Origin of the sequence: Paraburkholderia tropica (assembly GCF_014171495.1) — a bacterium.
Taxonomy (GTDB): domain Bacteria; phylum Pseudomonadota; class Gammaproteobacteria; order Burkholderiales; family Burkholderiaceae; genus Paraburkholderia; species Paraburkholderia tropica.
The window spans coordinates 241,451-267,523 of sequence record NZ_CP049134.1; the positions used below are offsets into that span (position 1 = coordinate 241,451).

At 59.4% G+C, this 26,073-nt stretch carries 26 protein-coding genes and 2 pseudogenes; 14 read left to right on the forward strand and 14 right to left on the reverse strand.

The genetic code is table 11. The features are described 5' to 3' along the window. Window positions 1–51: 51 nt before the first annotated feature. Window positions 52–402, reverse strand: a complete 351-nt coding sequence (locus G5S35_RS01095) for a hypothetical protein (protein ID WP_183038482.1) — start codon at window positions 400–402, stop codon at window positions 52–54. Window positions 403–676: 274 nt separating this feature from the next. Here G5S35_RS01095 and G5S35_RS01100 point away from each other — a divergent pair, with 274 nt between their 5' ends. Beyond that, window positions 677–1,183 (forward strand): hypothetical protein, encoded by a 507-nt coding sequence (locus G5S35_RS01100; protein ID WP_183038483.1) that lies wholly within the window; start codon window positions 677–679, stop codon window positions 1,181–1,183. A 382-nt stretch (window positions 1,184–1,565) separates the two neighbouring features. On the opposite strand, the gene G5S35_RS01105 is transcribed toward G5S35_RS01100, so the two are convergent. Then, window positions 1,566–2,372 carry a hypothetical protein gene (locus G5S35_RS01105; protein ID WP_183038484.1) on the reverse strand — a complete coding sequence of 269 codons (807 nt, stop codon included), beginning with the start codon at window positions 2,370–2,372 and terminating at the stop codon, window positions 1,566–1,568. Window positions 2,373–2,686: 314 nt separating this feature from the next. Here G5S35_RS01105 and G5S35_RS01110 point away from each other — a divergent pair, with 314 nt between their 5' ends. The 5 genes from G5S35_RS01110 (at window position 2,687) to G5S35_RS01130 (ending at window position 6,178) form a co-directional block, all read left to right on the forward strand. Further along, entirely contained in the window at window positions 2,687–3,280 is a 594-nt protein-coding gene (locus G5S35_RS01110) for a deoxycytidylate deaminase (protein WP_202034987.1), read from the forward strand. A gap of 285 nt (window positions 3,281–3,565) precedes the next feature. Then, the gene (locus tag G5S35_RS01115) at window positions 3,566–4,138 is read left to right on the forward strand and encodes a tyrosine-type recombinase/integrase (RefSeq protein ID WP_202034988.1); all 573 of its coding nucleotides are present in this window, start codon (window positions 3,566–3,568) and stop codon (window positions 4,136–4,138) included. A gap of 165 nt (window positions 4,139–4,303) precedes the next feature. Beyond that, window positions 4,304–4,885, forward strand: coding sequence for a Shedu anti-phage system protein SduA domain-containing protein (locus G5S35_RS01120; protein ID WP_183038486.1), 582 nt, complete (start codon window positions 4,304–4,306; stop codon window positions 4,883–4,885). Window positions 4,886–4,958: 73 nt separating this feature from the next. Then, the gene (locus tag G5S35_RS01125; RefSeq protein ID WP_183038487.1) at window positions 4,959–5,162 is read left to right on the forward strand and encodes a hypothetical protein; all 204 of its coding nucleotides are present in this window, start codon (window positions 4,959–4,961) and stop codon (window positions 5,160–5,162) included. Window positions 5,163–5,236: 74 nt separating this feature from the next. Beyond that, the gene (locus tag G5S35_RS01130) at window positions 5,237–6,178 is read left to right on the forward strand and encodes a hypothetical protein (protein WP_183038488.1); all 942 of its coding nucleotides are present in this window, start codon (window positions 5,237–5,239) and stop codon (window positions 6,176–6,178) included. Here G5S35_RS01130 and G5S35_RS01135 read toward each other — a convergent pair. From G5S35_RS01135 to G5S35_RS01160, 6 genes are all read right to left on the reverse strand, one after another. Further along, on the reverse strand, window positions 6,163–7,008 hold the full coding sequence (locus tag G5S35_RS01135) for an SIR2 family NAD-dependent protein deacylase (protein ID WP_183038489.1): 846 nt from the start codon (window positions 7,006–7,008) through the stop codon (window positions 6,163–6,165). The two genes, G5S35_RS01130 and G5S35_RS01135, sit on opposite strands and share 16 nt — an antisense overlap. An 11-nt stretch (window positions 7,009–7,019) precedes the next feature. Next, entirely contained in the window at window positions 7,020–7,340 is a 321-nt protein-coding gene (locus tag G5S35_RS01140; RefSeq protein ID WP_183038490.1) for a hypothetical protein, read from the reverse strand. Window positions 7,341–7,469: 129 nt separating this feature from the next. After that, entirely contained in the window at window positions 7,470–7,886 is a 417-nt protein-coding gene (locus G5S35_RS01145) for a lysozyme inhibitor LprI family protein (protein WP_183038491.1), read from the reverse strand. A gap of 250 nt (window positions 7,887–8,136) precedes the next feature. Further along, window positions 8,137–8,502: a hypothetical protein gene (locus G5S35_RS01150; RefSeq protein ID WP_183038492.1), complete on the reverse strand. Its 366-nt coding sequence runs from the start codon at window positions 8,500–8,502 to the stop codon at window positions 8,137–8,139. A gap of 53 nt (window positions 8,503–8,555) precedes the next feature. Then, on the reverse strand, window positions 8,556–9,512 hold the full coding sequence (locus tag G5S35_RS01155; protein ID WP_237181312.1) for an FG-GAP repeat domain-containing protein: 957 nt from the start codon (window positions 9,510–9,512) through the stop codon (window positions 8,556–8,558). A gap of 472 nt (window positions 9,513–9,984) precedes the next feature. Beyond that, window positions 9,985–10,359, reverse strand: coding sequence for a hypothetical protein (locus tag G5S35_RS01160; protein ID WP_183038494.1), 375 nt, complete (start codon window positions 10,357–10,359; stop codon window positions 9,985–9,987). Window positions 10,360–10,610: 251 nt separating this feature from the next. Between G5S35_RS01160 and G5S35_RS40245 the strand changes: the two are divergent. Beyond that, window positions 10,611–10,772 (forward strand): annotated as a pseudogene (locus G5S35_RS40245) (helix-turn-helix transcriptional regulator); the annotation flags it as partial. Window positions 10,773–11,042: 270 nt separating this feature from the next. Here G5S35_RS40245 and G5S35_RS01170 read toward each other — a convergent pair. The 4 genes and pseudogenes from G5S35_RS01170 to G5S35_RS01185 form a co-directional block, all read right to left on the reverse strand. Then, on the reverse strand, window positions 11,043–11,927 hold the full coding sequence (locus G5S35_RS01170) for an esterase/lipase family protein (protein WP_183038496.1): 885 nt from the start codon (window positions 11,925–11,927) through the stop codon (window positions 11,043–11,045). 326 nt (window positions 11,928–12,253) lie between these two features. Continuing rightward, on the reverse strand, window positions 12,254–13,288 hold the full coding sequence (locus G5S35_RS01175; RefSeq protein ID WP_183038497.1) for a hypothetical protein: 1,035 nt from the start codon (window positions 13,286–13,288) through the stop codon (window positions 12,254–12,256). A 158-nt stretch (window positions 13,289–13,446) separates the two neighbouring features. Then, a pseudogene (locus G5S35_RS01180) lies at window positions 13,447–14,223 on the reverse strand (magnesium chelatase domain-containing protein); the annotation flags it as partial. 160 nt (window positions 14,224–14,383) lie between these two features. Then, complete coding sequence (locus tag G5S35_RS01185; protein WP_065062099.1) at window positions 14,384–14,641, reverse strand: accessory factor UbiK family protein; 258 nt, start codon at window positions 14,639–14,641, stop codon at window positions 14,384–14,386. A gap of 625 nt (window positions 14,642–15,266) precedes the next feature. On the opposite strand from G5S35_RS01185, the gene G5S35_RS01190 reads away from it, so the two are divergent. From G5S35_RS01190 to ptsP, 7 genes are all read left to right on the forward strand, one after another. Then, entirely contained in the window at window positions 15,267–15,605 is a 339-nt protein-coding gene (locus G5S35_RS01190) for a P-II family nitrogen regulator (RefSeq protein WP_006048089.1), read from the forward strand. A 54-nt stretch (window positions 15,606–15,659) separates the two neighbouring features. After that, on the forward strand, window positions 15,660–17,150 hold the full coding sequence (locus tag G5S35_RS01195; RefSeq protein ID WP_065062101.1) for an ammonium transporter: 1,491 nt from the start codon (window positions 15,660–15,662) through the stop codon (window positions 17,148–17,150). 531 nt (window positions 17,151–17,681) lie between these two features. Continuing rightward, window positions 17,682–18,971 carry a glutamate--cysteine ligase gene (gene gshA, locus G5S35_RS01200; RefSeq protein ID WP_065062103.1) on the forward strand — a complete coding sequence of 430 codons (1,290 nt, stop codon included), beginning with the start codon at window positions 17,682–17,684 and terminating at the stop codon, window positions 18,969–18,971. A 103-nt stretch (window positions 18,972–19,074) separates the two neighbouring features. Beyond that, window positions 19,075–20,028 (forward strand): glutathione synthase, encoded by a 954-nt coding sequence (gene gshB, locus G5S35_RS01205; RefSeq protein ID WP_065062105.1) that lies wholly within the window; start codon window positions 19,075–19,077, stop codon window positions 20,026–20,028. A gap of 360 nt (window positions 20,029–20,388) precedes the next feature. Further along, entirely contained in the window at window positions 20,389–20,976 is a 588-nt protein-coding gene (locus G5S35_RS01210) for a PTS sugar transporter subunit IIA (RefSeq protein WP_080180578.1), read from the forward strand. A 140-nt stretch (window positions 20,977–21,116) separates the two neighbouring features. Continuing rightward, on the forward strand, window positions 21,117–21,386 hold the full coding sequence (locus G5S35_RS01215; RefSeq protein ID WP_065062107.1) for an HPr family phosphocarrier protein: 270 nt from the start codon (window positions 21,117–21,119) through the stop codon (window positions 21,384–21,386). Between the two features lie 275 nt (window positions 21,387–21,661). Further along, window positions 21,662–23,401, forward strand: coding sequence for a phosphoenolpyruvate--protein phosphotransferase (gene ptsP / locus G5S35_RS01220; protein ID WP_065062329.1), 1,740 nt, complete (start codon window positions 21,662–21,664; stop codon window positions 23,399–23,401). Between the two features lie 91 nt (window positions 23,402–23,492). On the opposite strand, the gene G5S35_RS01225 is transcribed toward ptsP, so the two are convergent. Both G5S35_RS01225 and G5S35_RS01230 read right to left on the reverse strand, forming a co-directional pair. After that, window positions 23,493–24,248 carry a HesA/MoeB/ThiF family protein gene (locus tag G5S35_RS01225; RefSeq protein WP_110325339.1) on the reverse strand — a complete coding sequence of 252 codons (756 nt, stop codon included), beginning with the start codon at window positions 24,246–24,248 and terminating at the stop codon, window positions 23,493–23,495. 172 nt (window positions 24,249–24,420) lie between these two features. After that, window positions 24,421–26,013, reverse strand: coding sequence for a S41 family peptidase (locus G5S35_RS01230; RefSeq protein WP_183038498.1), 1,593 nt, complete (start codon window positions 26,011–26,013; stop codon window positions 24,421–24,423). Window positions 26,014–26,073 lie beyond the last annotated feature (60 nt).

Genomic DNA, 26,073 nt, shown 5'->3' on the forward strand with positions numbered 1-26,073 from the left:
CTGTGTGTAAGCTATTGTCGCTCGCGAGTTGACACCGCTTGAGGCGGCCGACTATAACTGCTTGGCGGTTGTCAATGCCCTCTTAAGTGAGTTCGAATCTGGGTATTGAACTCGGTCAACTAAAAAATACTTCCAATCCATGTCCTTTGCCTTAAAGGCTTCGATATCAAGCGTGTATTTAGGCCGCGTTTGATCCGGATAAAATTGATCCCAGAGCAAAAAGAAATCCTCACGCTCAAGACTCCGCAGGGCGTCGGGTTGCAGAGAGCAACACGGATCGTATTGATAGATCCACCCCCGATTTGAAAGCAGGTTGTTCAGTTGGTCAAAGCGACCTTGATCATTGCCGAACTGCTCGTATATGGTTGGGTTCATTTTTTCACCGAGCGAATATATTTCCATCAGTACGTTATAGATATCGGCCTACTGAGACGGTCTGGACCGGACAGTGAACTATTGCCCCGCGTCGCCCACCCGCCCCCTGACGGCGATTTGGGCCGCAGCCCCTTTCCCTTTATCCAGCCTCGCCCCCTATGGTGCTATTGGCGGCGCGGTTAAACTAGAGGAGCATAACGCGAAATAGACGCGTAGCTGTATCGAAGGCTACGTCATTACAACCGGGTGCAGGTGATCGGTCTTCCGGTTATCGCGCCGTTGTCAGTCGAGCAAGGTGACCGTGGGACTTACAGACTATCTGGCGATTTATGGTGCGGTTCTGTCGAGCGCGGTAGCAGGATGGAACTATTTGCGCACCCGTTCCAATGTCCGAGTTAAGCTCGTCGTCGCAGTGGAGACCGTTGATGGCACAACGAAGGGTGGCGTCGGGATATCCATTCAAAATCCATCGGCCCAAACGGCACATATCACTAATGTGTCGTTCCTGTATCCGTACACCGCCCCGACGCTTTCCGATTACGTTCAGCACATGATCCAGTTTCGACAGTTTCCAACGCGTCTCGGTTGGTGTAATTCCGATTTGGCGCTTCATGGTATCGAAGACGGCTGTCCCATTTCGATTGAGTCGGGCAAGTCCCACTGGATTTTTGTCAACGAAGACACCATCGACGCTCTGCTGAAAAAGGCAAAATCGCGCCGTCTAAAGGCAGTAGTACAGGATGCACTTTGGCGTAACAAATACTCGTCAGTATTTGAATGCTCGGCCCGGCCGAAGGATATGACGTAAGCGGCGATTTTGATTGACCACACGCGCGCCTAGCCGCGTGGCCGAGCCGTCGGTGTCAACCAATTTTCTGCGTGTAAGCTATTGTTGATCGCGAGTTGACACCGCCGAGAGCATGGACCGGCAAGGCTGGGGCAAGGTGTGGGGCGTCACGGCGGTGGATCGGGCTTGACGCTGTACAAAAATGTCGCGCTTTCCTGTGAAATTGTAGTATCCCCTACGAATACCACGTACTGGGCCTGCCTGCATTTTTGTACATCAGGCCTGACCCAGTGGACGGCCAGTTCAGGGGCGGCGTCCCGGCCAGCCTGAATTGACCTGTCCGCCCAGTCGCCCGGCCGTCCCTGACGGCGATCTGGGCGGCTGGCCGGTCTGCCCTGCCGTTCTATTTGCTGAATATATCGTTGAGTATGGCGGCGAACCGGCTACCACCTGCCGCAGCTACAACCAGTAGCATGGTGCATAGCGAATGCAACATGGTCTGTTCTGTTTTTTCTCGCTTCGATTGCTTATCTAACTCATCGAAGATCATCGGGTTGGACGCCACTAATGCACCTAAGCTTCGATCGAATTTCTCTAAATTACCTTGGCATTTCAACCATTGAGAATTTCGATCTCGAATCGTATCAACCGTTCCATTCAGTGTTGCAACGTCAAATTTCACGGCTGAATCGGTTGCTGTGGGATTATTAAAAGCCTGCTCGATTGCCGAGTTCCTAGATTTTACGTCCGAAATGCATTTCGCCAGCGCGGGCTTGATAGCAAGGAGGTCCTTGAGCGAATTTAGAAGCTGAGCACCACCTTTCGATTCACCGATTTCACTTTTCGATCTGTTGTCGAGAAGATCAAGCGTGTTTGCCTCGTCCAAAATGAGTGCCGACGCAAACGAAAAATACGACAGATATTGAATTTGAAGTGCAGTGAGCTTGTATATGTCAATCGCGACATCTACGCGCTTTCGAGTATGCCCCATCGTTCGCTTGTAAAAATCATCACGAGCCGTCATGAACTCGTTCACCGTCTTACCGGAGGCCGATGATAGCGACTGGAGCGTACTTACCGCCGGTGCTAGTTGAAGATTAGGCGCCTTGTCGGCTAGTGAAAAGAACTGCCCACCCGTAGTCAAACCGACTACGGCGAGCAACGTTAGAACAGCTAGCCCTTTCGATCCCAGTCCGTTCAGTTTCTCCATGATCACTCCCAGTCCGAAGGTTTGCTCACTGGCTATATGGTGGGTCGCAGATTAAAACGTTGACTACGCTCATCGCCAAGACAGAGTAACTGATTACTTGCCCGTATGCGAATACGATCGACAGCCAGTTCAGGGGCGGCGTCCCGGCCAGCCTGAATTGACCTGTCCGGCCAGTCGCCCGGCCGTCCCTGACGGCGATCTGGGCGGCTGGTCTTCGGTCTGCTTACTTCGTCCCACGACTTGTTAGGCTCGCGGGGAGGGAGTGGGGCCCGCGCTATCGGACCAGTTCTGATTTGCCGAACGAAAAGCGCGAAATGTATGTGGCCGAAATCAATCGTATCGTTGTATTCTGTAATCGCACGAAAGCCACAACAGGCATTCGCGCGAACCTAATTAATGCGTATCAGATAAACGGGGATATTGTGAATTTGCGTATTGATTCGAAGCCCATGGAAAAATGGGATGCTCGGTTTTGTGATTTGGCGAAATTTGTGTCCGAATGGTCGAAAGATCCAAATGCTAAGGTTGGCGCCGTCGTGTTCGCGAAACGAGGTGGCGATGTTTCAATTGGATATAACGGCTTTCCTATGGGCGTGGAGGATTCCGCCGAACGACTCGCCGACAACGATATGAAACTCGAATTGGTTGTCCATGCAGAGCAAAACGCTTTGATTGCCGCTGGCTCTCGCGCATCGGGCTCCACCATCTATGTTTGGGGGAAACCCGTTTGCGCACGGTGTGCTGGGTCAATCATTCAGGCCGGGGTAAAGCGTGTCGTAGCGCTGAGCCCAGAATCGGTTCCAGAAAGTTCGAAGTGGCACAAGACTGGAAAGGTTGCCTTCGACATTTTCCGAGAAGCTGGCGTTGAGGTCGATTTCTATTCTATCGACAACCAACCGGTCGAATAGTGATACCCATTGCTGGCACAGACAGCGATTTCCTTGCGCTACTTCAGGTCAGACGCCCGACTGTCCCCTGATACGACTTCGGACGGCTGGCCTTGGATCCGTTCATGCCAGCCTGTTCGAACCGGCGGAATGTTTACTAAATACAAAAGGTAAACATTCCGAACGCCTGAGCCATCCTGCCAGTGTACGAGGCCCCAAGGGCTGGATAGTATGTTTATAAAGTTAGGCAATCGAACACTTTGTAAACATTCTTGGGGGTGATCTGTGCGGGAAGGTCAGGCAAAGGTGTTGACCGAATCAGAGTTCCGTCGCGTCGTCAACGCAGCGAAGAAAGAAGTCCACGCGAAACGAAACGTCGCCCTTCTATACTGCTCGTTTGGCCTCGGGCTACGTGCGAAAGAGATGGCGGCACTTCGAATCCGCCACGTGCTCAACATCGATGGCGAACTGCTGGGCGAAATCAACCTCGACGGTTCGATGACGAAGGGCAACAAACAACGACACGCCTACCTGACGAATCCGAAAGTGGCCGACGCAATTCGAGACTATCTTGATGAGCGTCGTAATACCGATGGGATCGCGTTCAACTACGATGCGCCGCTATTCCGTTCGCAGAAAGGCGGGCAGTTCACTCCGAACACGCTACAGCAATTGTTCCATCGCTTGTATTCGAAGGCTCGTATGCAGGGCGCATCGAGCCATTCTGGGAGGCGCACGTTTGCGACGACCCTGATTGAGAAGGGCGTAGACATCAAAGCGGTATCGACGTTGATGGGACATGCATCGATTGCGATGACGGCCCGTTATGTCGAAGACAATCCTATCCGGTTGAGGCAGATCAGCGCCGATGTTCTGTAGATTTACCTGTTCCGCCGTTGAGAAAGTGACAAATGTTGAAAAAGTGATGTGAGACATTCATGAAGGCTTCAGTTATGAAGTGAACAGCCGTTAATGAGTGAGGACGGCAATCGCGTTGGGATGGCCGGATGGGAGGGTGGTTGAATTTTTCGATGCTGAAATTTTATGGAAAAAATAATTGAGCTGGTTAGTCGGGGTGCGGGAGAACGAGAGATTCAGGCCGAGTTTAAGCGTAATCTCTCTGCTATTGCGAAAACCTGTGTTCCTTCAGCGATAAAGGACGAATACATAGCATTTTCCGAATTCCCGATTGGGAGTGGGTCTGTGGATTTCGCAGTATTTACAGACCGCTCAAGAATGGATGTGGTTCTGTTAGAGGTCAAAGGGGCTGATTTTGGGTTCCTGAATGCAGATGGAACAGTCGCAAAGTCGATCAGCGACGCATCAGGCCAAATTCGCGATCGCTTTGATTTCATCGATAAAAATTACCAATCCTTTAGGATGGACGCCCACTCTATTCGTCGTAGGGTTGAGGGAGGGGAAACGATCTATAACTCCCTTCTGGGGCCTCGTGGCTATTTAAATGTAGATCCGCAGAAGGACATCGATGTATGGGGTATTGTTATCGGTGGGCGAACGAACGACGACTACCAAGAGAGTAGTGCGAGACACAAACTCGAACGATTTACGTATCGAACTCGGTTCGAATCGTGGGACAGTTGGCTGAGAAAGTACGGTGACGAGTAATGTGTCGGCGAGTCGATTTTGTTGTTTCAGCCAGTCGATTCGCTGATGTTCTGTAGAGCGGGAGATGGTCACCATGACTGTCGAGAAGCGCATCAAATGTGCGAGCGCCGAACGGAGGCGACGCTATCGTGATGTCCTTGACCGAATCGCGAGAAACAACGTTACCGGTCACTCCGATGAAACCGTGCTCGCGATTCTGAATGCAGATCGTGGGCCGTGGACTAGCTATGCGAGCGTCGACGAGATGTTTGCAACAATGGGTATTGCGACGTCGTGATTCGGACGTAATTGGTCCCCATAGCGTCGCGAGCCAGTACTCGCGGTAGGTTTTTATTACTTGAAGGGAATGGTGTGACTACTGATCAGAAAAATGATACGACTACAATTAACCGCTGCTTCATGACGACAGGCTTGGATCGCGATACGCCGATCTACCGATTCGTACCTTGGCGTTGGATTCGGGATTTGCTCGTAGACGAGAACCTTGCGCTGGTTCGTCCAGAGAATTGGGACGATCCTTACGAGTTGATTAATCGACCCATTCAGGTGGATGTTATTGACGGAAGGGGTGCTAGGGCTAGGAAAATACTTGACGGCAGCAACTTCGAGGTGTTTTCGATGTCTTGGACAACGAAGGACATGGCCGACACAATGCTTCGTGCGTATTCGAAGCTTTCGCCTGCAAAAGGCGAAGTGGACATTTTCGACCTCGCAGCTCACGCAAATGAAGCTGTTCAGATATCTACCACAGTGGGTAAGCTTCACGACGCCATCGCGCACAGCTTGAAGAATACACCATCGTTCGAGCGTCTCTACCTGAGTAAAGTTGAATACGTGTCCGATAGCTTGCTGAGTCGGCGAGTGGGCGGAATATATGCCAACGGTCCAGACTTTGGAAAGACATCTGATTGCGTTGCTTCGCTCCTTTCGTTGAAGCGAGATGCGTATGAGGCGGAGCAGGAGATACGCCCAATCGTACTGCTCAACGACGCAGCAAAAGACGTTTCCGTATTGAAGGTAAAGATCAATCCACGTGAATTGATCGATTCGATATCGATTGATCCGCGGTTGAGAAGTAGCAAGGTGAGCGGCTTCCAGATGCAGGCTTATCACAACCGGTTGGTTGTTATACGGGATTGGGGCTTTGGTTCTAAAATTCGCGAATCGCACCTGTATTCGGCATCACCGATGTTTGAGTCGATTTTGGAAATTGACTCGCCGAACGTCTATTTGGATGAAGATGCGAAAGCTCGATGGCGAGCCTTCTTGACACAGCATCAAATGAATGTCTGACTATTAGATTGCTCCCCGATTTTTGCATCGAGTTTTCTCAACGAATCCAACGCACCATAGCCAAGGCCAAGGCCCTTCTTCGGATCAATCCCGTACTCGCGCGGATTGATCCGAATGACTGGCGATCCGCTTCTCTCGCCAACGTTGCGAACGGTCGGAATAGCGCGGCCCGCGCCGAGTTCAACAACGACCATCCGTTCGACGCTCAACAGCCACGCTTCGAATCGCATACGCCGTGTTCGCACCCAGTAGTCGTTCCATTCCGAATCGTGGAACATCAGGATATTGGGTCGCGCGACTTCGCCGCACTTCGTGCATCGCGGTAGCTCCGATAGCAAGCGGCAATGCTCGTCGTTTACCTCAGGATGCAGATCGTCTGCCGACCATGTTTCGTGCGAGCATGGCTGCGCGCATTGCAGGCGGTGGATCGTACCGTGGCATTCGAGAATCCGGTTCTCTTCGAAGCCAGCCTTCTGGAACTGTCCATCGACATTGCTGGTGAACACGAACGCGCCGTGTGCTTTCGTAGAAGCCCATCGACGCAGAATGTTGAACCCTTCATGCGGAACGGTGCGCCGATAGAGGTTGAGCCGATGACCATAGAACCCCCACGCTCGGATCGGATCTCCTTTGAATGCTTCGCCGTTGGCGATATCCTGAAAGCAGATGCCATCGGCCCTCAATGCAGGATACGCACGCCAGAAGCCATCTTCGCCGCGAAAGTCGGGCAGCCCGGAATCGACGCCCATACCTGCGCCAGCCGTTATGAGAAGTCCGGTCGCGTTTCGGATCAGTTCGGCAGCGGCTTCGATTTGTTCGGTTGCGTCCATTCGTCTTCGTTTTAGTATTCGCTCGGAAATAGTACGCAGGTCGAGGACTGATCGCCTTCCGTGATGATCCAAACACGCTTACCAGCGACCTCATAGACTGAGAATGTGCGCCCGCCGTGAATGGCTCCCAATAAGTTCGCTTCGGCATCGCTTGCTGAGACGTTGCCCCAGTCGCCATGTTCGTGACGATGCAGGAACGGTTGAATATCGGAACCGGTATGTTCGAGGTGTTCGAGTACGGCGCGAGTGACAACGACTCGTCCGAGTTCGATGAGCGGGAACGCAAATTCAGAGTACGGATTGTTGGTCGGGATTTCGTGTCTGTCGGCCATTTGATCCTCGTGGGTGTTCGCTTTCAATAGGCGAAAAAAAACCAGGGCGGGGTGCCCTGGTTCGTTGGTCGGATCGGTGATCCGTTTGTAGCCGGTGGCCTAATCGCCACCTCGTTGAGATCGGCAACGTCAATGGCCGGTTGATCCATCGAGGTTGACTGCGCCGCTATTCACGAGCCGTTCGTGTTGAAGCTGGTTGTATCGCGTGTCGTATGCCTTCCCGACGCAATCGGCGGTCTGACACGCGTTTCGCACCTTCAACCATTGGCGCTGCTCCTGCTTGACGCGGTTTTGGTTATCGGTCGTTTGCAGCGCTTCCTTGTACATGTCGGCGTTCACCGAGTCGGCAGACGCAAGCGTCGGATCTGCGCAGATCATCTTTTCGACCTTCGACGATGCCTTCGCGCAGTTGAATGCGGGACCATCGGCGAAGGCGGCGGTGGATACGGCGAACAGCAGGGCAGCAATGGTGAGGTTTTTCATATTATTCACAGGTCTTCGAAGTGATCTACAAACCGCTTTGCGAAGAAGGGAAGAGCGAGCCACATAGTTCCCATCATGAAGAAGCACATGAGGAAATGAGCGAGTGCAGCCCGGTGCCATCCCTTGTATTTCAGGTAGAAGAAACCGAAGAGAAGCAGGTACAGGCCCGACACGTCGCGCCCGTTCGGATCAGCGTTTTCCCTGCGGGCGTTTGCTCTGGCTCCGCGTTGCTTCGTGCCACATACCGGGCATTTTTTCGTCGTGTTCCAGATTGAATTGCCGCAACTACGGCAGCTAGCCATCTTCATCGCCGTTACAGTCCGCAACTGGATATCGTGTTCGAATCGAGTGCAACGACTTCGCTGCTCGCGGTGCGAAGCGTGTCCGCGAAGTACGCTTTGGCGTTCGGGTTCTGCATACCGCCCATTCCATTGACGACTTTCAGTGCGGTATTGAGTTCAGCTTCGACCTTCTGACCAAGTTCGAACTGTTGTTTGAGCGCGGATGCACAGGTCGGAGGCGCGTTCCCGCTGTCGTAGACCTTGCGGCCAGCGAGGAATACATTGTTTGCTTCGTTGGCGGCACGCTTCCACTGCTTCGCCGGATTATCGGCTTGAGCGGAAGCACAAGTCGATCCGGCGAGCAACACGACGCCGATCAGGAAATTGGCTGTTTTCATGAATGAGTGATCATTGATGCGACGCCGCCGATCCAGCGGCGTCGTTTTTGCGTTTACTGCGAGACCGAGACGTTGTACGTCGAGTTCATCGCGTCGATCTTTCCCTGATACGGAATGATCCAGTTAATCCACGTCATCGAATTCGCGAACGGTGCCGTTCCATTCCAGAGCGTTGCGTTCGTCTGGAAGTTGGTGCCGCTGTTCTTCTCGATGTCGCTGTAGCCATAAATCGATGCAGAGCCGTTCGGCATGCTTTGTACGTTCGTCAGATAGATGGAGTTGTTCGTGTAGACGATATCGAGCGCCGTTTGATACGTCGTGCTGTACGGCAGCGTGGTCACGTTGCTTTGCGAATACGTGTTGTTCCCTTGGTTGTGGAAGATCGTCGGAATCCAGTTGCCGATGCCCTCGGGATCGAGAGAGCGTCCACCAAGGAACAGATCGAACTTGCCGGTGCCGCTGAAATCGATCAGTTCGGCCGTGTCGATTTCGGCGGAGCAGCCAGCGGAGATGCAGTTGTCCTGCGCCGCACCCGTCGTCGGATCATACGGAAGCATGGTGGCCGGTAGTCGAACCGATTTGTCGGCGGTGAACGTGCCGTCGCCGTTATTCACGAGAAAGTACGGCGATTTGTTGACGCTCGGATCGGCCACCACGATGTCGGCGTATCCCTTGCCGTTGAAATCGGCAGCAGAAGCGCTGTGGAAATAGCCGGTGAACGGGAGCAACGTGTTCGTGTACTTGCCGTTTGCTTGCGGCAACAGAATGCGAGGTTGTTCGCCTGCAAACGGTGCCGAATCCACGCCGTGACACGCGAAGAATACGCCGGGTTTGCCGGAGCCGTTGAAGTCGGCGACGATTGCTTTGCGCGGGTGGTCGCAGCCGGTATTGTCGGACAGGATATCGGACGTGTGATCGACCCATTGTCCGCTGATCAGCTTGTAGAAGTGGATCGTTCCGTTTCCACCGGGGCCACCGCAATTCGTGTCGGCGCAAGTCGCCGTGACCATCGAATACGTGCCATCCTGAAAGAAGTCACCGAATGCAACGGCGTTACCTTGAGTGACTTCCGACGGAAGCGGCTGCGGACCGATTGCAGCGGCGGCAGCCATCTTGTTCAGATACGACGATGCCTGAACCGGAATAGGTGTTGCCGCCGTAGGTGCCGATGCAGTGGTGGGAGCGGAAGCCGTAGTCGGTGCCGAGGCCGTGCTAGGAGCGGAAGCCGTCGATGCCGAACCACCGCCTCCGCCTCCACATGCCGAAATCAGGACTGCGCTTACCCCGATAGCGATTGTTCTTGCAACCTTCAACGTCATTTGTTGACCTTGTTATCTGTTGGTATTGCTGCTTCTATTTCGTTGCGCTCCGACTATGTGAGCGAACGCAACGCCCCGATGCGTCATGCCGAAGATGACATGACGCGAATTTGATTTGCGAGCGCATCGGAATGCGCCCGGTTGTTCATCAGCACGGTGGCGTTCAGATTTCGATGATCTGGTGAACGATGGCCTGAACCGCCGGATTGTTCTTCCGAAGCAGCGAGGCGAATCGCGACACGATCAGGCGGTTCTTCTTCGTCTCGATCTTGTTGATCTGGCGAACCACTGCCGGATCGAACGGTCGACCGGGCTTCAACTGCTCGATGGCCGATTTCGCCAATGCCGTGCGTTGCTCATCGAGTTCGGCCAGCGTGGCCTTGAACTTCTCGGGCGTGTCCGTCGCTTCCGTCTTCCGTGCCGGTTTCTCCTTCTTCTCTACCCCCGCAGTGCTGTTTTTCGCTTCGTCTGCGCCGCCTGCCTGCGCCGCAACCGTTTCGCCCGCACCCGATCCCTTGACTTCCGTCTTCACGCTCATAGTTTTATCCGAATGAATTTGTCAAATCGACAGTTCCATACTATCTAGCGTTTTGGGATTCGTACATTGTTTTTTGCCTAAGAATCAATGGGTTATGGTATTTCGAGCCTGATGGCAAGCATGGGTGGTCATCCCATCAGATTGGCAAAAATTATATGTATGTGATGTTAAACATCACAATGTAATTCGGCAATTCATGGGAATTCTTTAGCCCGACCGTGACTATTACGTCCGTGCGTAAAAGGTCACATATGAACGAGCAGCAGAAGAACGCTTTGGTGAAGGCAGTGGGACGGGCTATAGCGTTGAGACGAGGGGAGGTAGGGCTGTCGCAGGAAGCGGTTGCCGAAGCGTTGGGTATCAGCCGAGAAGCTGTGTCCCGTATTGAGACTGGCGTGGCCGTTCCATCGGTAGTCCGGTTGGCAGAGCTTGCCGAAATATTCGATTGCGAACTGGAAACGCTTATCGCAGAGGCGTCCAACAGGAAGTTGGATCAGGCGCAGCGAATTGCAGAAATGCTTGACGGGTTGACGCTCGAAAAACGCGAAATACTCATGGGCGTTATCAAGCAGGTCGTCAGTGGTTTTACAAGTAGCTGACAGTAGGCCGTGATCTTGCCGAACAGCGAATTCGGCAAGCGTTCACATTGTTCGAAAAAAACTTTCGTTTGACCATGACGAACGCTACCAGAGCGCGCGATGAACAAATAGTGACGTTGCGCGCAGAACGATTGCCGCAGCGGCGAATGTTTTGACGGGGAGCCACGAAAGCATTGATAGCAGCGAATGGGCACGTGGACGCGTTCGCGTCCAGGCGGATGGTACTAGTTGCCCATCTTGCAGTAGTGGAACCCAGAACCGACTCATGAGGTCGTCCGAGAAAAATTCGCTGTGTCCGCAGTCATGGAAGCGATCTTTTACTGTTGCGGTTTTAAAACCGAAGGTTCCGCTGGCACCGTAGCCCCAAGACGCCTTGGACGCAATGACCGGCCAATAATCCCGCGTGCCAACGTCGTTGATGACGGTGCCATGAATGCGATCGCTGACTTTGTCCCAACGATATTTCGTCGGAACAATCGAGCCACATAGCACGACCCGGTGGAAGCGGAGGTCTGTTGCGTCGTCAAATATCTTCGACATGACATACGTTCCGAAGCTATGAGCTACAACAGAAACATCGACGTCTCCATGTTTTGCCTTGATCGTCCTGATTTCTCTTGTTACGCGATCGATAGGTTGCTGTCGCGTGAAAAACGGACTAAGAAACCTTAAAGCATCAAAAAAACCGTATCCAATGGGATAGACGTGCTGGAATCCGGCTTCGGTTAGATGCGCTGCAAGCCTTTCCTGCCATTCGGCGTAAGTTCGGATGCCATGAACGAGAACGACGACGTGTTCGCGAGGGGCTGACGTCCCGGCGTGCATTCCTAGCAGCACGCCAGCCTCGATAAGGCTCCGCTCCTCTTCGTCAGGTATTTCAGCGAGTTTCGCTTGGATATAACCAAGGCGCTGATCAGCGGGTATGGCTTGCAGCTGGGAAAGGATTTGTGGCAAGAGAGGCGAACTCACTCTAGTGGGCCTCTTGCGTAGGTTTGAACCTATACATCAGGCGCAATTGGTCAGGGCGCACCTCGATTTCATGCCCAATGCGCGGATCAAACATTACGTGTGGCACGTCAGATACAGAAGGGAAATCACCGATTCCGCCTAAGGCGTCAGACTCGACTCGTATGATCTTTTCGAGTGCTCCTTGCTGAACCAGCCTGTGGAGCATTTTCAGAAGTACGCGTTGAGAAGACGGACGAGCGACGTCGAAGACGCGCTGTACCGTCAATTCCTTCGTGCGAGGCGCTTGGTCTTCGGAACCGAAAAGGACAGCTAGCCGCCGAAGGCTTTCAGCTTCCTCCGGAAACTCTTCGATTAAGGCTCCGAAGTCGATCAACAACATACCGATAGTCCTCCTCGGTACAGTTCGCTGGTAGTGCGAACTCATTCACCTCTCCGCCAAGGAGAACGTGGATATCAGCCGACAGGCCAGCGGTTTCCCTGAACCAAATGTTAGCACCGTCACAATACGCAGCATCGTCGTGTTCCAGCAGATAGTCCAAGCTTTCGCTTACCGCAGTGTCCGCAAGCAGGTCGCTTGCCAGACTTCCCGTAGCGCCTTTCAGTAGATTCCCCGCTTCGTTCCGGATCGTGGAATCGGTGTACCGAATTGTCTCAGATAGCTCTTTTCGCTCCGACCACAATCTATCTTTTGCGGTGGAGAGCGACAACTCGGTGAAGTCATGTCTCGGCAAAAACGCGGAGATGTGGTTCCAAAATCGAGCGACGTCTAGTTCATATTTCGTGCTGTTCGAATGAGCCGCGATGCGGATCTCTAACAGCCCATCATGATGCAGTTTGGCTAGATTGATCGCACGTTCCTGTACACGCGCATAGATCTTATGCAGTTCGTCTCCGTACGGCTTCGTTCCGACGTACTTCTGATACGTTCTTGTTTCGACCTCTTTAACCGTAAGGCTGAGATCAATCTTCGCAGTCTCCCAACGAATGTCTACCAATTGCGGTTGGGCCGGTTTCGACAGCGCGAGTGGTTCCGAGAGAAGTTGAACGAGACCTTTGCTCTTTGCAGCTTGCAGTACTCGTTTGCGATCGATCAGTTCCTGCGCGCGGGCTTTGGGGCAAAAGTAGAGGAATACGTGCTGCCGACCGCATTCTTCTACTGAGCGCAACAGGTTCAGTAGGTCCGCATTAGTGAGAGTGCCGTCCTCCACCCTCGGAATCAGGCGCTTGTTGATCATGTCGTCCCATGTCCCAGCGGACGACGCAACGCTGTGCGCCTTGAGGAAATTGCTTACAACAAATAGGCTCGTGGCTTCGCGGAGGAGTTCCGCGATCTCTCGGGTAGCTTTCAGATTGTCCGCCAACTGCATCCCTCTTGTTACTGTAAGTTTTTCCGGAGCAGAAAATGTCGGCAAATTCTATCAGAGACTGATCGGGAGCTAGTCTTGCATCAACCGAACTTGTGAAAGGTCGGCGCCCAACTGCTTGAAGGATTGCGAATCCAACAGACACCAAAAATTGGGAGCTTTGTTGGGTCAGAGCCGGGTTTAATTGGCCATAAATTAAGCAGGTGATGGCCGCCCGCGGCTGCCACTTCGAGCGCGCGCCGGGCGCCGCGCTGGCCGATCACGTCGGCCATGTCGGGCAGGGCGCCGGCCGCCGCGGTGTCGAGGGCGCGGGCGCGCACGGGCGCGAGGCGCGCGTCTTCCGCGCCCGCGAGATGCGCGCACAGCGCGCGCAGGTCGGTGACCGCGTAGACATCGACATCGGGCACGAGCGCGGCTTCTGCGGCGTTGTCGGCGGGGAGATAGAGCTGGGGCGTGCGCGGTGCGCACGACGGGTGGAGATCGGCGTCAGTCCGGTCGTGCGCTTCGGCGGCCGCGCTATGTGAGTGCGCGTGCGCGCGCGCCGTGCCGCACGCCATCGCGAACGCCCCGCGCATGGGCCGCACCGCGCCGGTCAGCGATAGCTCGCCCGCGAACTCGCGCCAGTCGGTGAGCGCAGCGGCGGGAATCTGTCCGCTTGCCGCGAGGATGCCAAGCGCGATCGGCAGGTCGAAGCGCCCCGATTCCTTGGGCAGATCGGCGGGCGCGAGATTCACGGTGATGCGGCGCACGGGAAAATCGAAGCCGCAATTGCTGAGCGCGGCGCGCACGCGCTCGCGGCTTTCACGCACTTCGAGATCGGGCAGGCCGACGATGGAGAACGACGGCAAGCCGTTGGCGAGATGGACTTCGACGGTAACGTCGGGCGCGCGGCCAGCAGCCGGCGCGCGGCTGCGCACCACGGCAAGCGACATGGGGATCTCCGGGAGACGGCACACGCGCGGCGCACGCGCGACGTGGAGGTCGCGCGCGGCCCATGCGCCAGGCTGGTGAGGCGCGTGCCCCTTTACGGTTCCTTTTCGAAACCGTTACGGCTCGCTTGCCTTAAGTTGCTTTAAGCAACGACAGAATTGTTCAGGACGACTGGCCAGTGACCGGCAGCTTCTGTTCGAGTTCGGCCACGCGGCGTTCGAGTTCTTCGAGGCGTGCGCGCGTGCGGGCGAGCACTTGCGCCTGCGCGTCGAATTCCTCACGCGTGACGAGTTCGAGCTTCGAGAAGCCCTGCGAGAGCATCGCGCGCACGTTGCGCTCGACGTCGCGCGCGGGCGAGTTCTTCAGCAGGTCGCTGACCTTCGACTGAATGTCGTTGAATACATCGTTCGGTTGTTTCATTCGCTTCCCCTTCGTTGCACAAAATGTGTGCAAGTTTCGTTTCGACTGTGCCTCGCTTTGGGTCGTGACCGATCTTGGTGCGAAACCCGCAAGTCGGGCGATACCCGTGTGCGCATCTGGTGCGTGGCGCGCGCGGTGCATCCTCCGCGTGCCTTCGCCCTGCCTGCCGCGCGCCTTCACGCGGCCCGCAAGCACGCGCCGAGGCGGCTTTGCGCGGCGCCTGCATGCCTGCGCGATCACGCGAGGCCTGAGAACACTCTAGCAACGATCCCAGGCCGCCGCCACCGCGCGGGCCCCACGTTAGCCGTCCGGCCAGGCGCTGCCTCGGCCGAGCCCGCGCCGCGCCTGGACCCGCTTTGGCGCGGCTTTCGGGCGAATCGGGACGCGGCGAAAAGCGCCTTCGCGCGAGCTTGCGCACGCGAGACGCGCATTGTCCACGGGATAGACCAATCCTGCATCGAACTCCGTCAGAACGTGCGATCGATCAAATTGGCACGGGTGTTGCTAATACCGTCCCGCGCACCGAAAAACGGCTGGCTCGCGGTGCGCCAGCGGGGCGAGACCCGCACCGCAGGCGCCCGTTGCAGAAATAAACACGGGATGAAGCAACTACAGCGAGGACTACATGAAACTGATTACAGCAATCATCAAGCCGTTCAAGCTCGATGAGGCGCGCGAGGCCCTCTCGGCCATCGGTGTCTCGGGGATTACGGTCACCGAAGTGAAAGGCTTCGGCCGTCAGAAGGGTCACACCGAGCTGTATCGCGGTGCGGAGTACGTCGTCGACTTTCTGCCCAAGGTGAAGATCGAGGCCGCCGTGTCCGACGACATCGTCGACCAGGCGATCGAAGCGCTCGAGCGCGCCGCCCGCACGGGCAAGATCGGCGACGGCAAGATTTTCGTCACCCCCATCGAACAGGTCATCCGCATCCGCACCGGTGAAACCGGCGCCGACGCGCTCTGATCAACAGCAGCACACGCGATAGTCGATAGACGAGAGAGACAAGAGGAAACCGAGATGCGCAAACTTTTGATGTCCCTGCTGATGGCCGGCTCGCTGCTCGCCGGCGGCATCGGCGCCGCCCTCGCGGACGACGCTTCGGCGCCGGCCGCGGCGTCGGCCCCCGCAGCTTCCGCTGCGCCTGACGCTTCGGCGGCTGCAGCAGCGCCCGCCGCCTCCGCACCCGCCGCCGACGCGGCATCCGGCGCCGCCGCAAGCGCGCCCGCCGCCGCTTCGGCCGCCGACGCGGCACCCGCCGCACCGACCGCGCCGTTCTCGGTCGATTCGTCGAAGATCAACTCGGGCGACACCGCCTGGATGCTGACTTCCACGGCGCTCGTGCTGTTCATGACGATCCCGGGTCTCGCGCTGTTCTACGGCGGCATGGTCCGCAAGAAGAACGTGCTCGCGACGCTCATGCAGAGCTTCGCCATCACCTGCGTCGTCACGGTGATCTGGACGGTGATCGGTTACTCGCTGGCGTTCACGCCGGGCAACTCGTTCATCGGCGGCTTCTCGCGCGTGTTCCTTGAAGGCATGAACTACATCAAGGGCGACAAGGCGACGACGCTGACGGTCAGCCACCTCGCGCCGACCATCCCGGAAAGCGTGTACTTCGTGTTCCAGATGACGTTTGCGATCATCACCCCGGCGCTCATCACCGGTGCGTTCGCGGACCGCATGAAGTTCTCGGCGATGCTGGTGTTCATGTCGCTCTGGTCGATCATCGTCTACGCGCCGATCGCTCACATGGTCTGGGAACCGACCGGCTGGCTCGCCAGCGCCGGCATCCTCGACTTCGCAGGCGGCACGGTGGTGCACATCAACGCCGGTGTGGCCGGTCTCGTGTGCTGCCTCGTGCTCGGCAAGCGTGTCGGCTATGGCCGCGAAGTGATGGCGCCGCACAACCTCGTGCTCACGCTGATGGGCGCGGCCATGCTGTGGGTGGGCTGGTTCGGCTTCAACGCGGGTTCAGCAGTGGCGGCTGACGGCCGTGCCGGTTTCGCGATGCTCACGACGCAGATCGCCACGGCATGCGCGGCGCTCGGCTGGATGTTCGCGGAGTGGATCGCCAAGGGCAAGCCTTCGGTGCTCGGCATCGCTTCGGGCGCAGTGGCCGGTCTGGTCGCGGTGACGCCGGCTTCGGGCTTCGTCGGCGTGATGGGTTCGATCGTGATCGGCGTGGTGGCAGGCGTGGTCTGCTTCTGGTCGGCGACGTGGCTCAAGCACAAGTTCGGCTATGACGACTCGCTCGACGCATTCGGCGTGCACGGCATCGGCGGCATCATCGGCGCGATCCTGACCGGCGTGTTCGCGGTCAAGGACATCGGCGGCGCCGACGGCAGCGTGATCCTCCAGATCAAGGGTGTTGCGACGACCCTGATCTACAGCGGCGTGGTCAGCTTCGTCCTGCTGAAGGTCATCGACATGGTGATGGGCCTGCGCGTCACGGAAGAAGAAGAGCGCGAAGGTCTCGACGTCATCCTGCACGGCGAGCGTGTGGAATAACGTTCGATCCATGTTTCGATGCATGGTTTGAGGTTGTAGGGCAGTACAGGTAGTACTGGAGCACAGCGACTTGGGCCCGTCTTCATGGCGGGCCCTTTCTTTTTCTGCGGGCGCTGTCGCGGAGCGCGGGCGCCGGGCTTGCGTTCGCGCCTTGCGTTTGCGCCTCGCATGGCGCGGGAATAAAGTCGCGTCGCGCGTGTTAGCTGCGTGCAGGGAGCAATGCGCCGAAGTGGGCGGAAATGCGGGGAAACGCGGGGAAATGCGCAGAAAGGGCGTCGGCTTGGCGCCGAAAAGTGTCCCTTCATTTCGTGGGACTCCATTGCGCGCGACGGCGCACGCGGTCCAGAATGGATATCCACCAGGGATGCAGGGATGGCCGGCGAGTCGCCGGGTGACGCGCGATCCGCGAGCAAGCCGCGAGTAACCCTATAAGGTGTAAGGGGAAAGTGCCTTGCATCCGGCGCAATCGTCCCCAGATAGACCACCGGTTTCCCTACAATCCAATAAGCTTTCGTCCGCGAGTAATTCCATATGGTCCCGCATCTGGTCACGGCGTTGAATGGCCCGCTCCTCGAACTGGAGCAGCGCATCCTCGACGCGACGCCGGCCATCGAGCGCTGGTTCCGCCTCGAATGGCAGGAGCACACGCCGCCGTTCTACTGTTCGGTGGACCTGCGCAACGCCGGCTTCAAGCTCGCGCCGGTCGACACCAATCTGTTCCCGGGCGCCTTCAACTGCCTGCCGCAGGAGGTGCTGCCGCTCGCCGTGCAGGCCGCCATGGCCGCCATCGAGAAGATCTGCCCGGACGCCAAGAATCTGCTCGTGATTCCCGAGCAGCACACGCGCAACGCGTTCTATCTGGAGAACGTCGCGCGGCTCGCCACGATCATGCGTCAGGCGGGCCTGAACGTGCGCTTCGGCACGCTCGACGAAACCATCGCCGGGCCGGTCACGATCTCGCTGGCGGACGGCCAGAAGATCGTGCTGGAGCCGCTCGAACGCTCGCAGCGCCGTCTCGGCCTGAAGAACTTCGACCCGTGTTCGATTCTTCTGAACAACGATCTGTCAGGCGGCATTCCGCCCGTGCTGGAGAACCTGCACGAGCAATATCTGCTGCCGCCGCTGCACGCGGGCTGGGCGGTGCGCCGCAAATCGACGCACTTCTCGTGCTACGACGACGTCGCGAAGAAGTTCGCGAAGATGGTGGGCGTCGATCCGTGGATGATCAATCCGTACTTCGCACACGTGGAAGGCGTCGACTTCGAGGCGCGCACGGGCGAGGAGCAACTGGCCACCGCGATCGACGCGGTGCTCAAGAAGATCGCGAAGAAGTACCGCGAGTACGGCATCACCGAAAAGCCCTACGTGGTGATCAAGTCCGACGCGGGCACCGACGGCCGCGGCGTGATGACGGTGCACGACGCCTCGGAGGTCGCCGCGCTCACCAAGCGCGAACGTGCGAAGATGTCGGCCACGAAGGACGGGCTCGAGGTGCACGACGTGATCGTGCAGGAAGGCGTCTACACCTTCGAGCACATCGGCGACGAGGTGGCCGAGCCGGTCGTCTACATGATCGACCGCTACGTGGTGGGCGGTTTCTACCGCGCGCACGGCAGCCGCGAGCGCGACCAGAACCTGAACGCGCCGGGCATGCACTTCGTGCCGCTGGGCTTCGAGCACACGGCGCTGCCCGACACGCGCGCGAAGCCGGGCGCGGCGCCGCCGAACCGCTTTTACATGTATGGCGTGGTCGCGCGCCTCGGGTTGCTGGCGGCATCGGTGGAGCTGGAAAAGACCGATCCGGAAGCCATCCAGGTCTGACGATAGCGGCGCTCACCCGCGCCCGACACGACCGATAACACGACGCTGCGCCCGCCCTGTGCGGGCGCAGCCGTCATAACAGCACGGATACAGCAGGGACGACATGGACATTCTCTTCATCGCCGATCCGCTCGAGCGGTTCAAGATCTACAAGGATTCGACCTACGCGATGATGGCCGAGGCCGCGAAGCGCGGCCACACGCTCTATGCGTGCGAGCCGCAGCAGCTCGCCTGGGTGAACGGGCGCGTGGAAGCCGACGTGCGGCGCGTCGAGATCGTCGGCGATACGGCGGACCTGCATCGCGCGCCGTGGTTCACGGCCACGGACGCCACGCGCGCGCTCACGGAGTTCGGCGCGGTGCTGATGCGCAAGGATCCGCCGTTCGACATGGAGTACGTCACGTCGACGTGGCTGCTGGAAATGGCCGAGCGCGCGGGCGCGAAGATCTTCAACAAGCCGCAGGCGATCCGCGATCACTCGGAAAAGCTCGCGATCGGCGAATTTCCGCAGTTCGTCGCGCCCACGCTGGTGACGCGCGACGCCGTGCGCCTGCGCAAATTCCACGACGAACATCAGGACGTGATCCTCAAGCCGCTCGACGGCATGGGCGGCATGGGCGTGTTCCGCGTGAAGGCCGACGGCATGAACCTCGGCTCGATCATCGAGATGCTGAGCGAGGACGGCCGCCGCAGCGTGATGGCGCAGAAGTTCATCCCCGAAATCAAGGACGGCGACAAGCGCATCCTGCTGATCGGCGGCGAACCGGTGCCGTACTCGCTCGCGCGCATTCCGCAAGGCAACGAGGTGCGCGGCAATCTGGCCGCGGGCGGTCTGGGCCGCGCGCAGCCGCTCACGGCGCACGACATGGAGATCGCCAAAGCGCTCGGGCCGACGCTGGCCGCGCGCGGGCTGCTGCTGGTGGGGCTCGATGCGATCGGCGACTGGCTCACTGAAGTGAACGTCACGAGCCCGACCTGCTTCCGCGAAATCATGGAGCAGACCGGCTTCGACGTGGCCGCGATGTTCATCGACGCGCTGGAGCGCGCCGCGGCCTGAATGAGCGCGCTTTGACGGTTTCCTGCCGCGTGTCGAGGGGTTGCTCGAACGCGACAGCGAGGCGCTTGATTCCCGGCGCCGCGCCGGCATCTGACAGATGAGGGCGCGTGCGGCGCTGCTGCAGGGCACAAAAACTGCGCATGCCTGATTGTGCGGTTGATGCGTGCGGAATGAAAAACGCGAGCAAAACCGCATGGTCTGCGCGAAAATGACCCTGCTACAATGCCGCGAGTTCGTATCCGGACCGCGCGTGTTGCATCGCCAGAAGCGCGCCCGAGCACGTTCCGACCCTGATGGCCCACGGCTGGCCACCGGTCGGCGCCAGCATCATCCGAAGCCGTTTATTGCAGTCAAGCTGACATGGCAGGGATTCTCATCATCGCCCACGCACCGCTCGCCACCGCGCTGCGCGAGTGCATTGCCCATATTTACGGCGGTTGTCCGGCGCGCATCGGTGCGCTCGACGTGTTGCCCGACAGCGACCCCGCCGAGGTGGTCGCCCAGGCCAACGCCGAAATCGAGCGCCTGCGCGAGGAAAACGGCGCGCTCGTGCTCACCGACATGTTCGGCGCCACGCCTTCGAACATCGCCGCGCGTCTCGCGACGTTGCCGCAGGTGCGCGTGCTGGCGGGCGTGAATCTGCCGATGCTGGTGCGTGCGGTCTGTTACCGCGCGACGCCGCTCGACACGCTCGTCGAAAAGGCGCTGGCGGGCGCGAGCAAAGGCGTGCAGCCGATCGGCCCGAGCACGCCGCAACCCGTCAACGACTGCGGCTGCGCGCCCACACCGTGCGCGGAAGCGGCCTCCGACGCGGCCGCGGGCATGGCCTCGAAGCCCGTCGGCGCGAGCGTGCTCGGTGCGAAGACCGCACCCGTGCTGGCCGAAGCCGACTGCGCGGACGTCGCAAGCCGCCTCGCCGGCGCGCTCAAACCCGCCGGCGCGGCCTGAGCCCGCCCGTCGAATTACGGCGGCGCGGCTCGCTGCGCCGCAGCATCGCGCGCGGCGCGGGCCGCGCAGCGAGCACGCCGGGCCACGGCGTCGCACAATCTCACCGCATCACTCCAACTACCCTGCGTCTGGATCGACCTATGCTGCAACAAGAAACGACCATCGTGAACAAACTCGGCCTGCATGCGCGCGCGTCGGCGAAGCTGACGCAACTGGCCGGCAACTATCAGTCGGAAATCTGGATGAGCCGCAACGGCCGCCGCATCAATGCCAAGAGCATCATGGGCGTGATGATGCTGGCCGCGGGCATCGGCAGCACGGTGCTGATCGAAACGGAAGGCCCCGACGAGCAGGACGCCATGAGCGCGCTGCTCAAGCTCATCGCCGACAAGTTCGGCGAAGGCCAGTGAAGCACGGCCGCTGTTAGCCTCCCGACGCCGCGTCTCGACGCGGCGTTTTCATTTGCTCGACGCGGTATTCGCTTACGGTGTCTTGCAAGACCTAAAGATCGGCGCAAGCCGGACGACATACGAGGACACGCCCCGCACCGCGAAGACTTGCCGCGCTGCAAAACGCGTGTCGCCGGGAAACATCGGCACGCAGCGGAATTTATAATGACGGGCGGGGTCAGAGAGTGCGCATTGCAGCGGTTTGCCGCGGCATCACATAACCAGAGGAGGTGCGCGTGCCGTTCACGCTGCATGGAATTCCCGTATCGCGCGGTATTGCCATCGGGCGGGCGTATTTGATCGCTCCGGCCGCGCTCGACGTCGATCACTATCTGGTCGAGCTGTCGCAGATCGAAGCCGAAATCGAGCGCTTCCGGGCCGCGCTCAAGCGCGTCGAGCAGGAGCTGGACACCTTGCGCGCCGACCTCGCCGCCGACGCGCCCAGCGAAATGGGCGCGTTCATCGGCGTACATCTCATGATCCTGAACGACGTGATGCTCGTGCAGGAAACCATGGACCTCATCCGCACGCGCCGCTTCAACGTCGAGTGGGCGCTCACCGAGCAGCTCGAACGCCTCACGCGCCACTTCGACGAAGTCGAGGACGAATACCTGCGCGAACGCAAGGCCGACATCGAGCAGGTGGTCGAGCGCGTGCTCAAGGCGCTCGCGGGCGCGTCGCCCACGCCGCTGCACGGCAGTTGCGACGAGATGATCGTGGTCGCGCACGACATCGCGCCCGCCGACATGCTGCAGTTCAAGGGCCAAACCTTCCAGGGCTTCGTCACCGATCTGGGCGGCCGCACCTCGCATACGGCGATCGTCGCGCGCAGCCTGGGCATTCCGGCGGCGGTCGGCGTGCAGCAGGCGAGCGCGCTGATTCGCCAGGACGATCTCATCATCGTCGATGGCGATCATGGCGTGGTGATCGTCGATCCCGCGCCCATCGTGCTCGAGGAGTACACCTATCGTCAGAGCGAGATGGCGCTCGAGCGCCGCAAGCTGCAGCGCCTGAAGTTCTCGCCCACGCAGACGCTGTGCGGCACGCGCATCCAGCTCAGCGCGAACATCGAGCTGCCCGAGGACGCCCAGGCGGCGCTCGATTCGGGCGCGACCGGCGTGGGTCTGTTCCGCACCGAGTTCCTGTTCATGAATCACAAGGACCAGTTGCCGGAGGAGGACGAGCAGTTCGAGGCCTACAAGCGCGCGGCCGAGCTGATGAACGGGCTGCCCGTGACCATCCGCACAATCGACGTGGGCGCGGACAAGCCGCTCGATGCGCTCACCGGCGCCGACGGCTACGAGACCGCCGCGAACCCGGCGCTGGGGCTGCGTGCGATCCGCTGGAGCCTGTCCGAGCCGCAGATGTTCCTCACGCAGTTGCGCGCGATCCTGCGCGCCTCGGCGTTCGGCAACGTGAAGATCCTGATTCCGATGCTCGCGCACGCGCAGCAGATCGACCAGACGCTCGACCTGATCCGCGAGGCGCGGCGTCAGCTCGACGACGCGGGCCTCGCCTACGACTCGAACATCCAGGTGGGCGCGATGATCGAGATTCCGGCGGCGGCGCTGGCCTTGCCGATGTTCCTGCGCCGGCTCGATTTCCTCTCGATCGGCACCAACGATCTGATTCAGTACACACTCGCGATCGACCGCGCCGACAACGCCGTGGCCGACCTCTACGACCCGCTGCATCCGGCGGTGCTGCAACTGATCGCGCACACGCTGCGCGAAGCGAAGCGCGCGGGCGTGCCGGTCTCCGTGTGCGGCGAGATGGCGGGCGATCCGCAGCTCACGCGACTGCTGCTCGGCATGGGGCTCACGGAGTTCTCGATGCATCCGAGCCAGTTGCTGGTGGTGAAGCAGGAGATCCTGCGCTCGCAGTTGAAGGCGCTCGAAAAGCCGGTCGCCGATGTGCTGGCCGCCTATGAGCCCGAAGAGTTGCAGGCGGCGTTGGTGCGTCTTGCGCAGGCGTGATTTGCGCGGTTTTGCTTCTCGGGCTTCCCGTACTCCTCGTGCTTCAAAAGCAAAAAAGCCCCGGCATGCCGGGGCTTTTTTGTTGGCGCGCTCACACGTGCCGTTCGCCGCAGACGGGGCAATCGGGCTGGCGCGCGATGCGCATCGTGTTCCACTCCATGCGCAGCGAATCGAGCATCATCAGCCGGCCGACGAGCGGCGTGCCGATCTCTCCGACCACGCGCAGCGCTTCCGCGGCCTGCATCGCGCCGATGATGCCGACCGTCGGCGCGAACACGCCCATCGTCGAGCACGCGACTTCCTCGAACGGTTGATCCTCGGGGAACACGCAGGCGTAGCAGGGCGAGTCTTCGCGGCGGAAATCGAAGGTGCTGATCTGGCCGTCGAAGCGCAGCGCCGCGCCCGAGACGAGCGGCACGCCATGCTTCACGCAGGCGCGGTTGATCGCGTGGCGCGTGGCGAAGTTGTCGGTGCAATCGAGCACCACGCTCATCTTCGGCACCTGCTCGTCGAGCCAGGCGTCGTCGATGCGCGCCTGCACGGCGTTGACCGTCACTTCCGGATTCAGGCGCGCGATGGCGTCGCGGCCCGACTCGACCTTGGCGCGGCCCACCGACGCCGTCTCGTGCATGATCTGCCGCTGCAGATTGGTGAGATCGACCGTGTCGTTGTCGACGAGCGTGAGCGTGCCCAAGCCCGACGCCGCGAGATACATCGCCGCCGGCGAGCCGAGGCCGCCCGCGCCGATCACGAGTGCATGCGCGTCGAGAAAGCGCTGCTGCGCCTCGATGCCGATCTCGTCGACGAGGATATGGCGGGAATAGCGGAGGAGTTGGTCGTCGTTCATCGCGGGGCGCACGGTGCGAGGCGCGCGATGGACAGAAGACCGTGAGACGCGCGCCGGAAATACGGATTCGCGAAAGTCGCGAAGTTCGTATTGTACCGGCGGCGGGAGCTTCGCTCCGGGGCGCGCGTGGTGGTGCTAACGCGGCCCCCGGAGCGGGTGAGGCAGATGCAGCTTACTTCGCGGGAGCCGACGCCGGCGCGGGCGCCGATGCAGCGGCCGGAGCCGACGCGCCCGGCGCCATGATCAGCGCGCCCGGCTTCACGGCGATGGGCGCCGAAGCCGAGGTGGGCGGCTTCTGCTGCGCCATGCGGCGTTCCATCGGCGACTTCGATTCGACCACCGGCTTGCCCTGAAGCTTGTTCAGCGCCTGCTGGAGCATGAAGTCGTCAGTCGAACCGAATTCGACCGGCTTGCGCTCGCGATCCTTCTGGCGCTGTTCCGGCGTCTTCTTGTCGTTCTGCTCTTCGAGCTGACGCAGCATGTCCATGCGCTCCTGCTCGCGCACGTCCTGCTCCTTCTTCTCGTCCGGATCCTGCGTGTTGGCCAGGTGGTTCTGATAGTCCACTTCGCGCGTAACGAGTGCGTCGTCCGGATCGCCGTCCGCGTACTGATCGACCGCGACGTCAGGACGGATGCCCTTGTTCTGGATCGAACGGCCGCTCGGCGTGTAGTAGTACGCCGTGGTCAGACGCAGCGCCGTGTCGGCCGTCATCGGACGCACGGTTTGCACCGAGCCCTTGCCGAAGGTCGTCTTGCCGATGATGAGCGCACGCTTCTGGTCCTGCAGCGCGCCCGCGACGATTTCCGACGCCGACGCCGAGTAGGCGTTGGTCAGCACGATCATCGGCACGGTCTTGAACTCGGCCGCCTCGCCCTTGAGCGGGTCGCCGTCGAACGACGGCAGGCGGTAGTTCTCGTAGTTGTCGCGATAGACCTGCTTCGAGTCCGGAATCTGGCCGTTGGTCGAGACGACGACCGAGTCGGCCGGCAGGAACGCGCCCGCCACGCCGACCGCGCTCTGCAGCAGACCGCCGCCGTTGTTGCGCAGATCGAGGATGAGGCCCTTCAGGTTCGGCTCCTGACGCGCGATGTCCTGCAGCTTGGCTGCGAGGTCAGGCGTGGTGCGTTCCTGGAAGCTCGTGATGCGGATGTACGCGTAACCCGGCTGCAGGATCTTGGACTTCACGCTCTGCACCTTGATGATGGCGCGCGTGATGGTGAGCGGGAAGGTGCGGTCGTCGGTCTTGCGGAAGATCGTGAGCGTGACCTTCGTGCCCGGATCGCCGCGCATCTGCTTGACGGCCTGGTCGAGCGTCATGCCGCGCACGGGCTTGTCGTTGATACGCGTGATGAGGTCGCCCGGACGGATGCCGGCGCGGAACGCGGGCGTGTCTTCGATGGGCGAGATCACCTTGATCAGGCCGTCTTCCGAGGAGATCTCGATGCCGAGGCCCGCGAAGCGGCCCTTGGTCTGTTCCTGGAGTTCCTGGTAGTCGGTCTTGTCGAGATACGACGAATGCGGGTCGAGACTCGACACCATGCCCTTGATGGCGGCGGTGAGGAGCTTCTTGTCGTCGACCGGCGTGACGTACTCATGCTTGATCTGACCGAAGACTTCGGCGAAGAGCCGCAGCTGGTCGAGCGGCAGCGGCTCGATCACGGTCTGCTGGGTCTGCTGCGCCGAGGCGGAAATCTGCAGGGTGGCAAATACGCCGGTCGCGAGGCCAGCGGCGATCAGGCCGATGTTTTTCAGGTTCTTTCGCATAGAGTTTGTTGCGTGCGGTCGAGGCGCGTGAAAAATAGGCGCGTGGCAGCGTCTAATGGA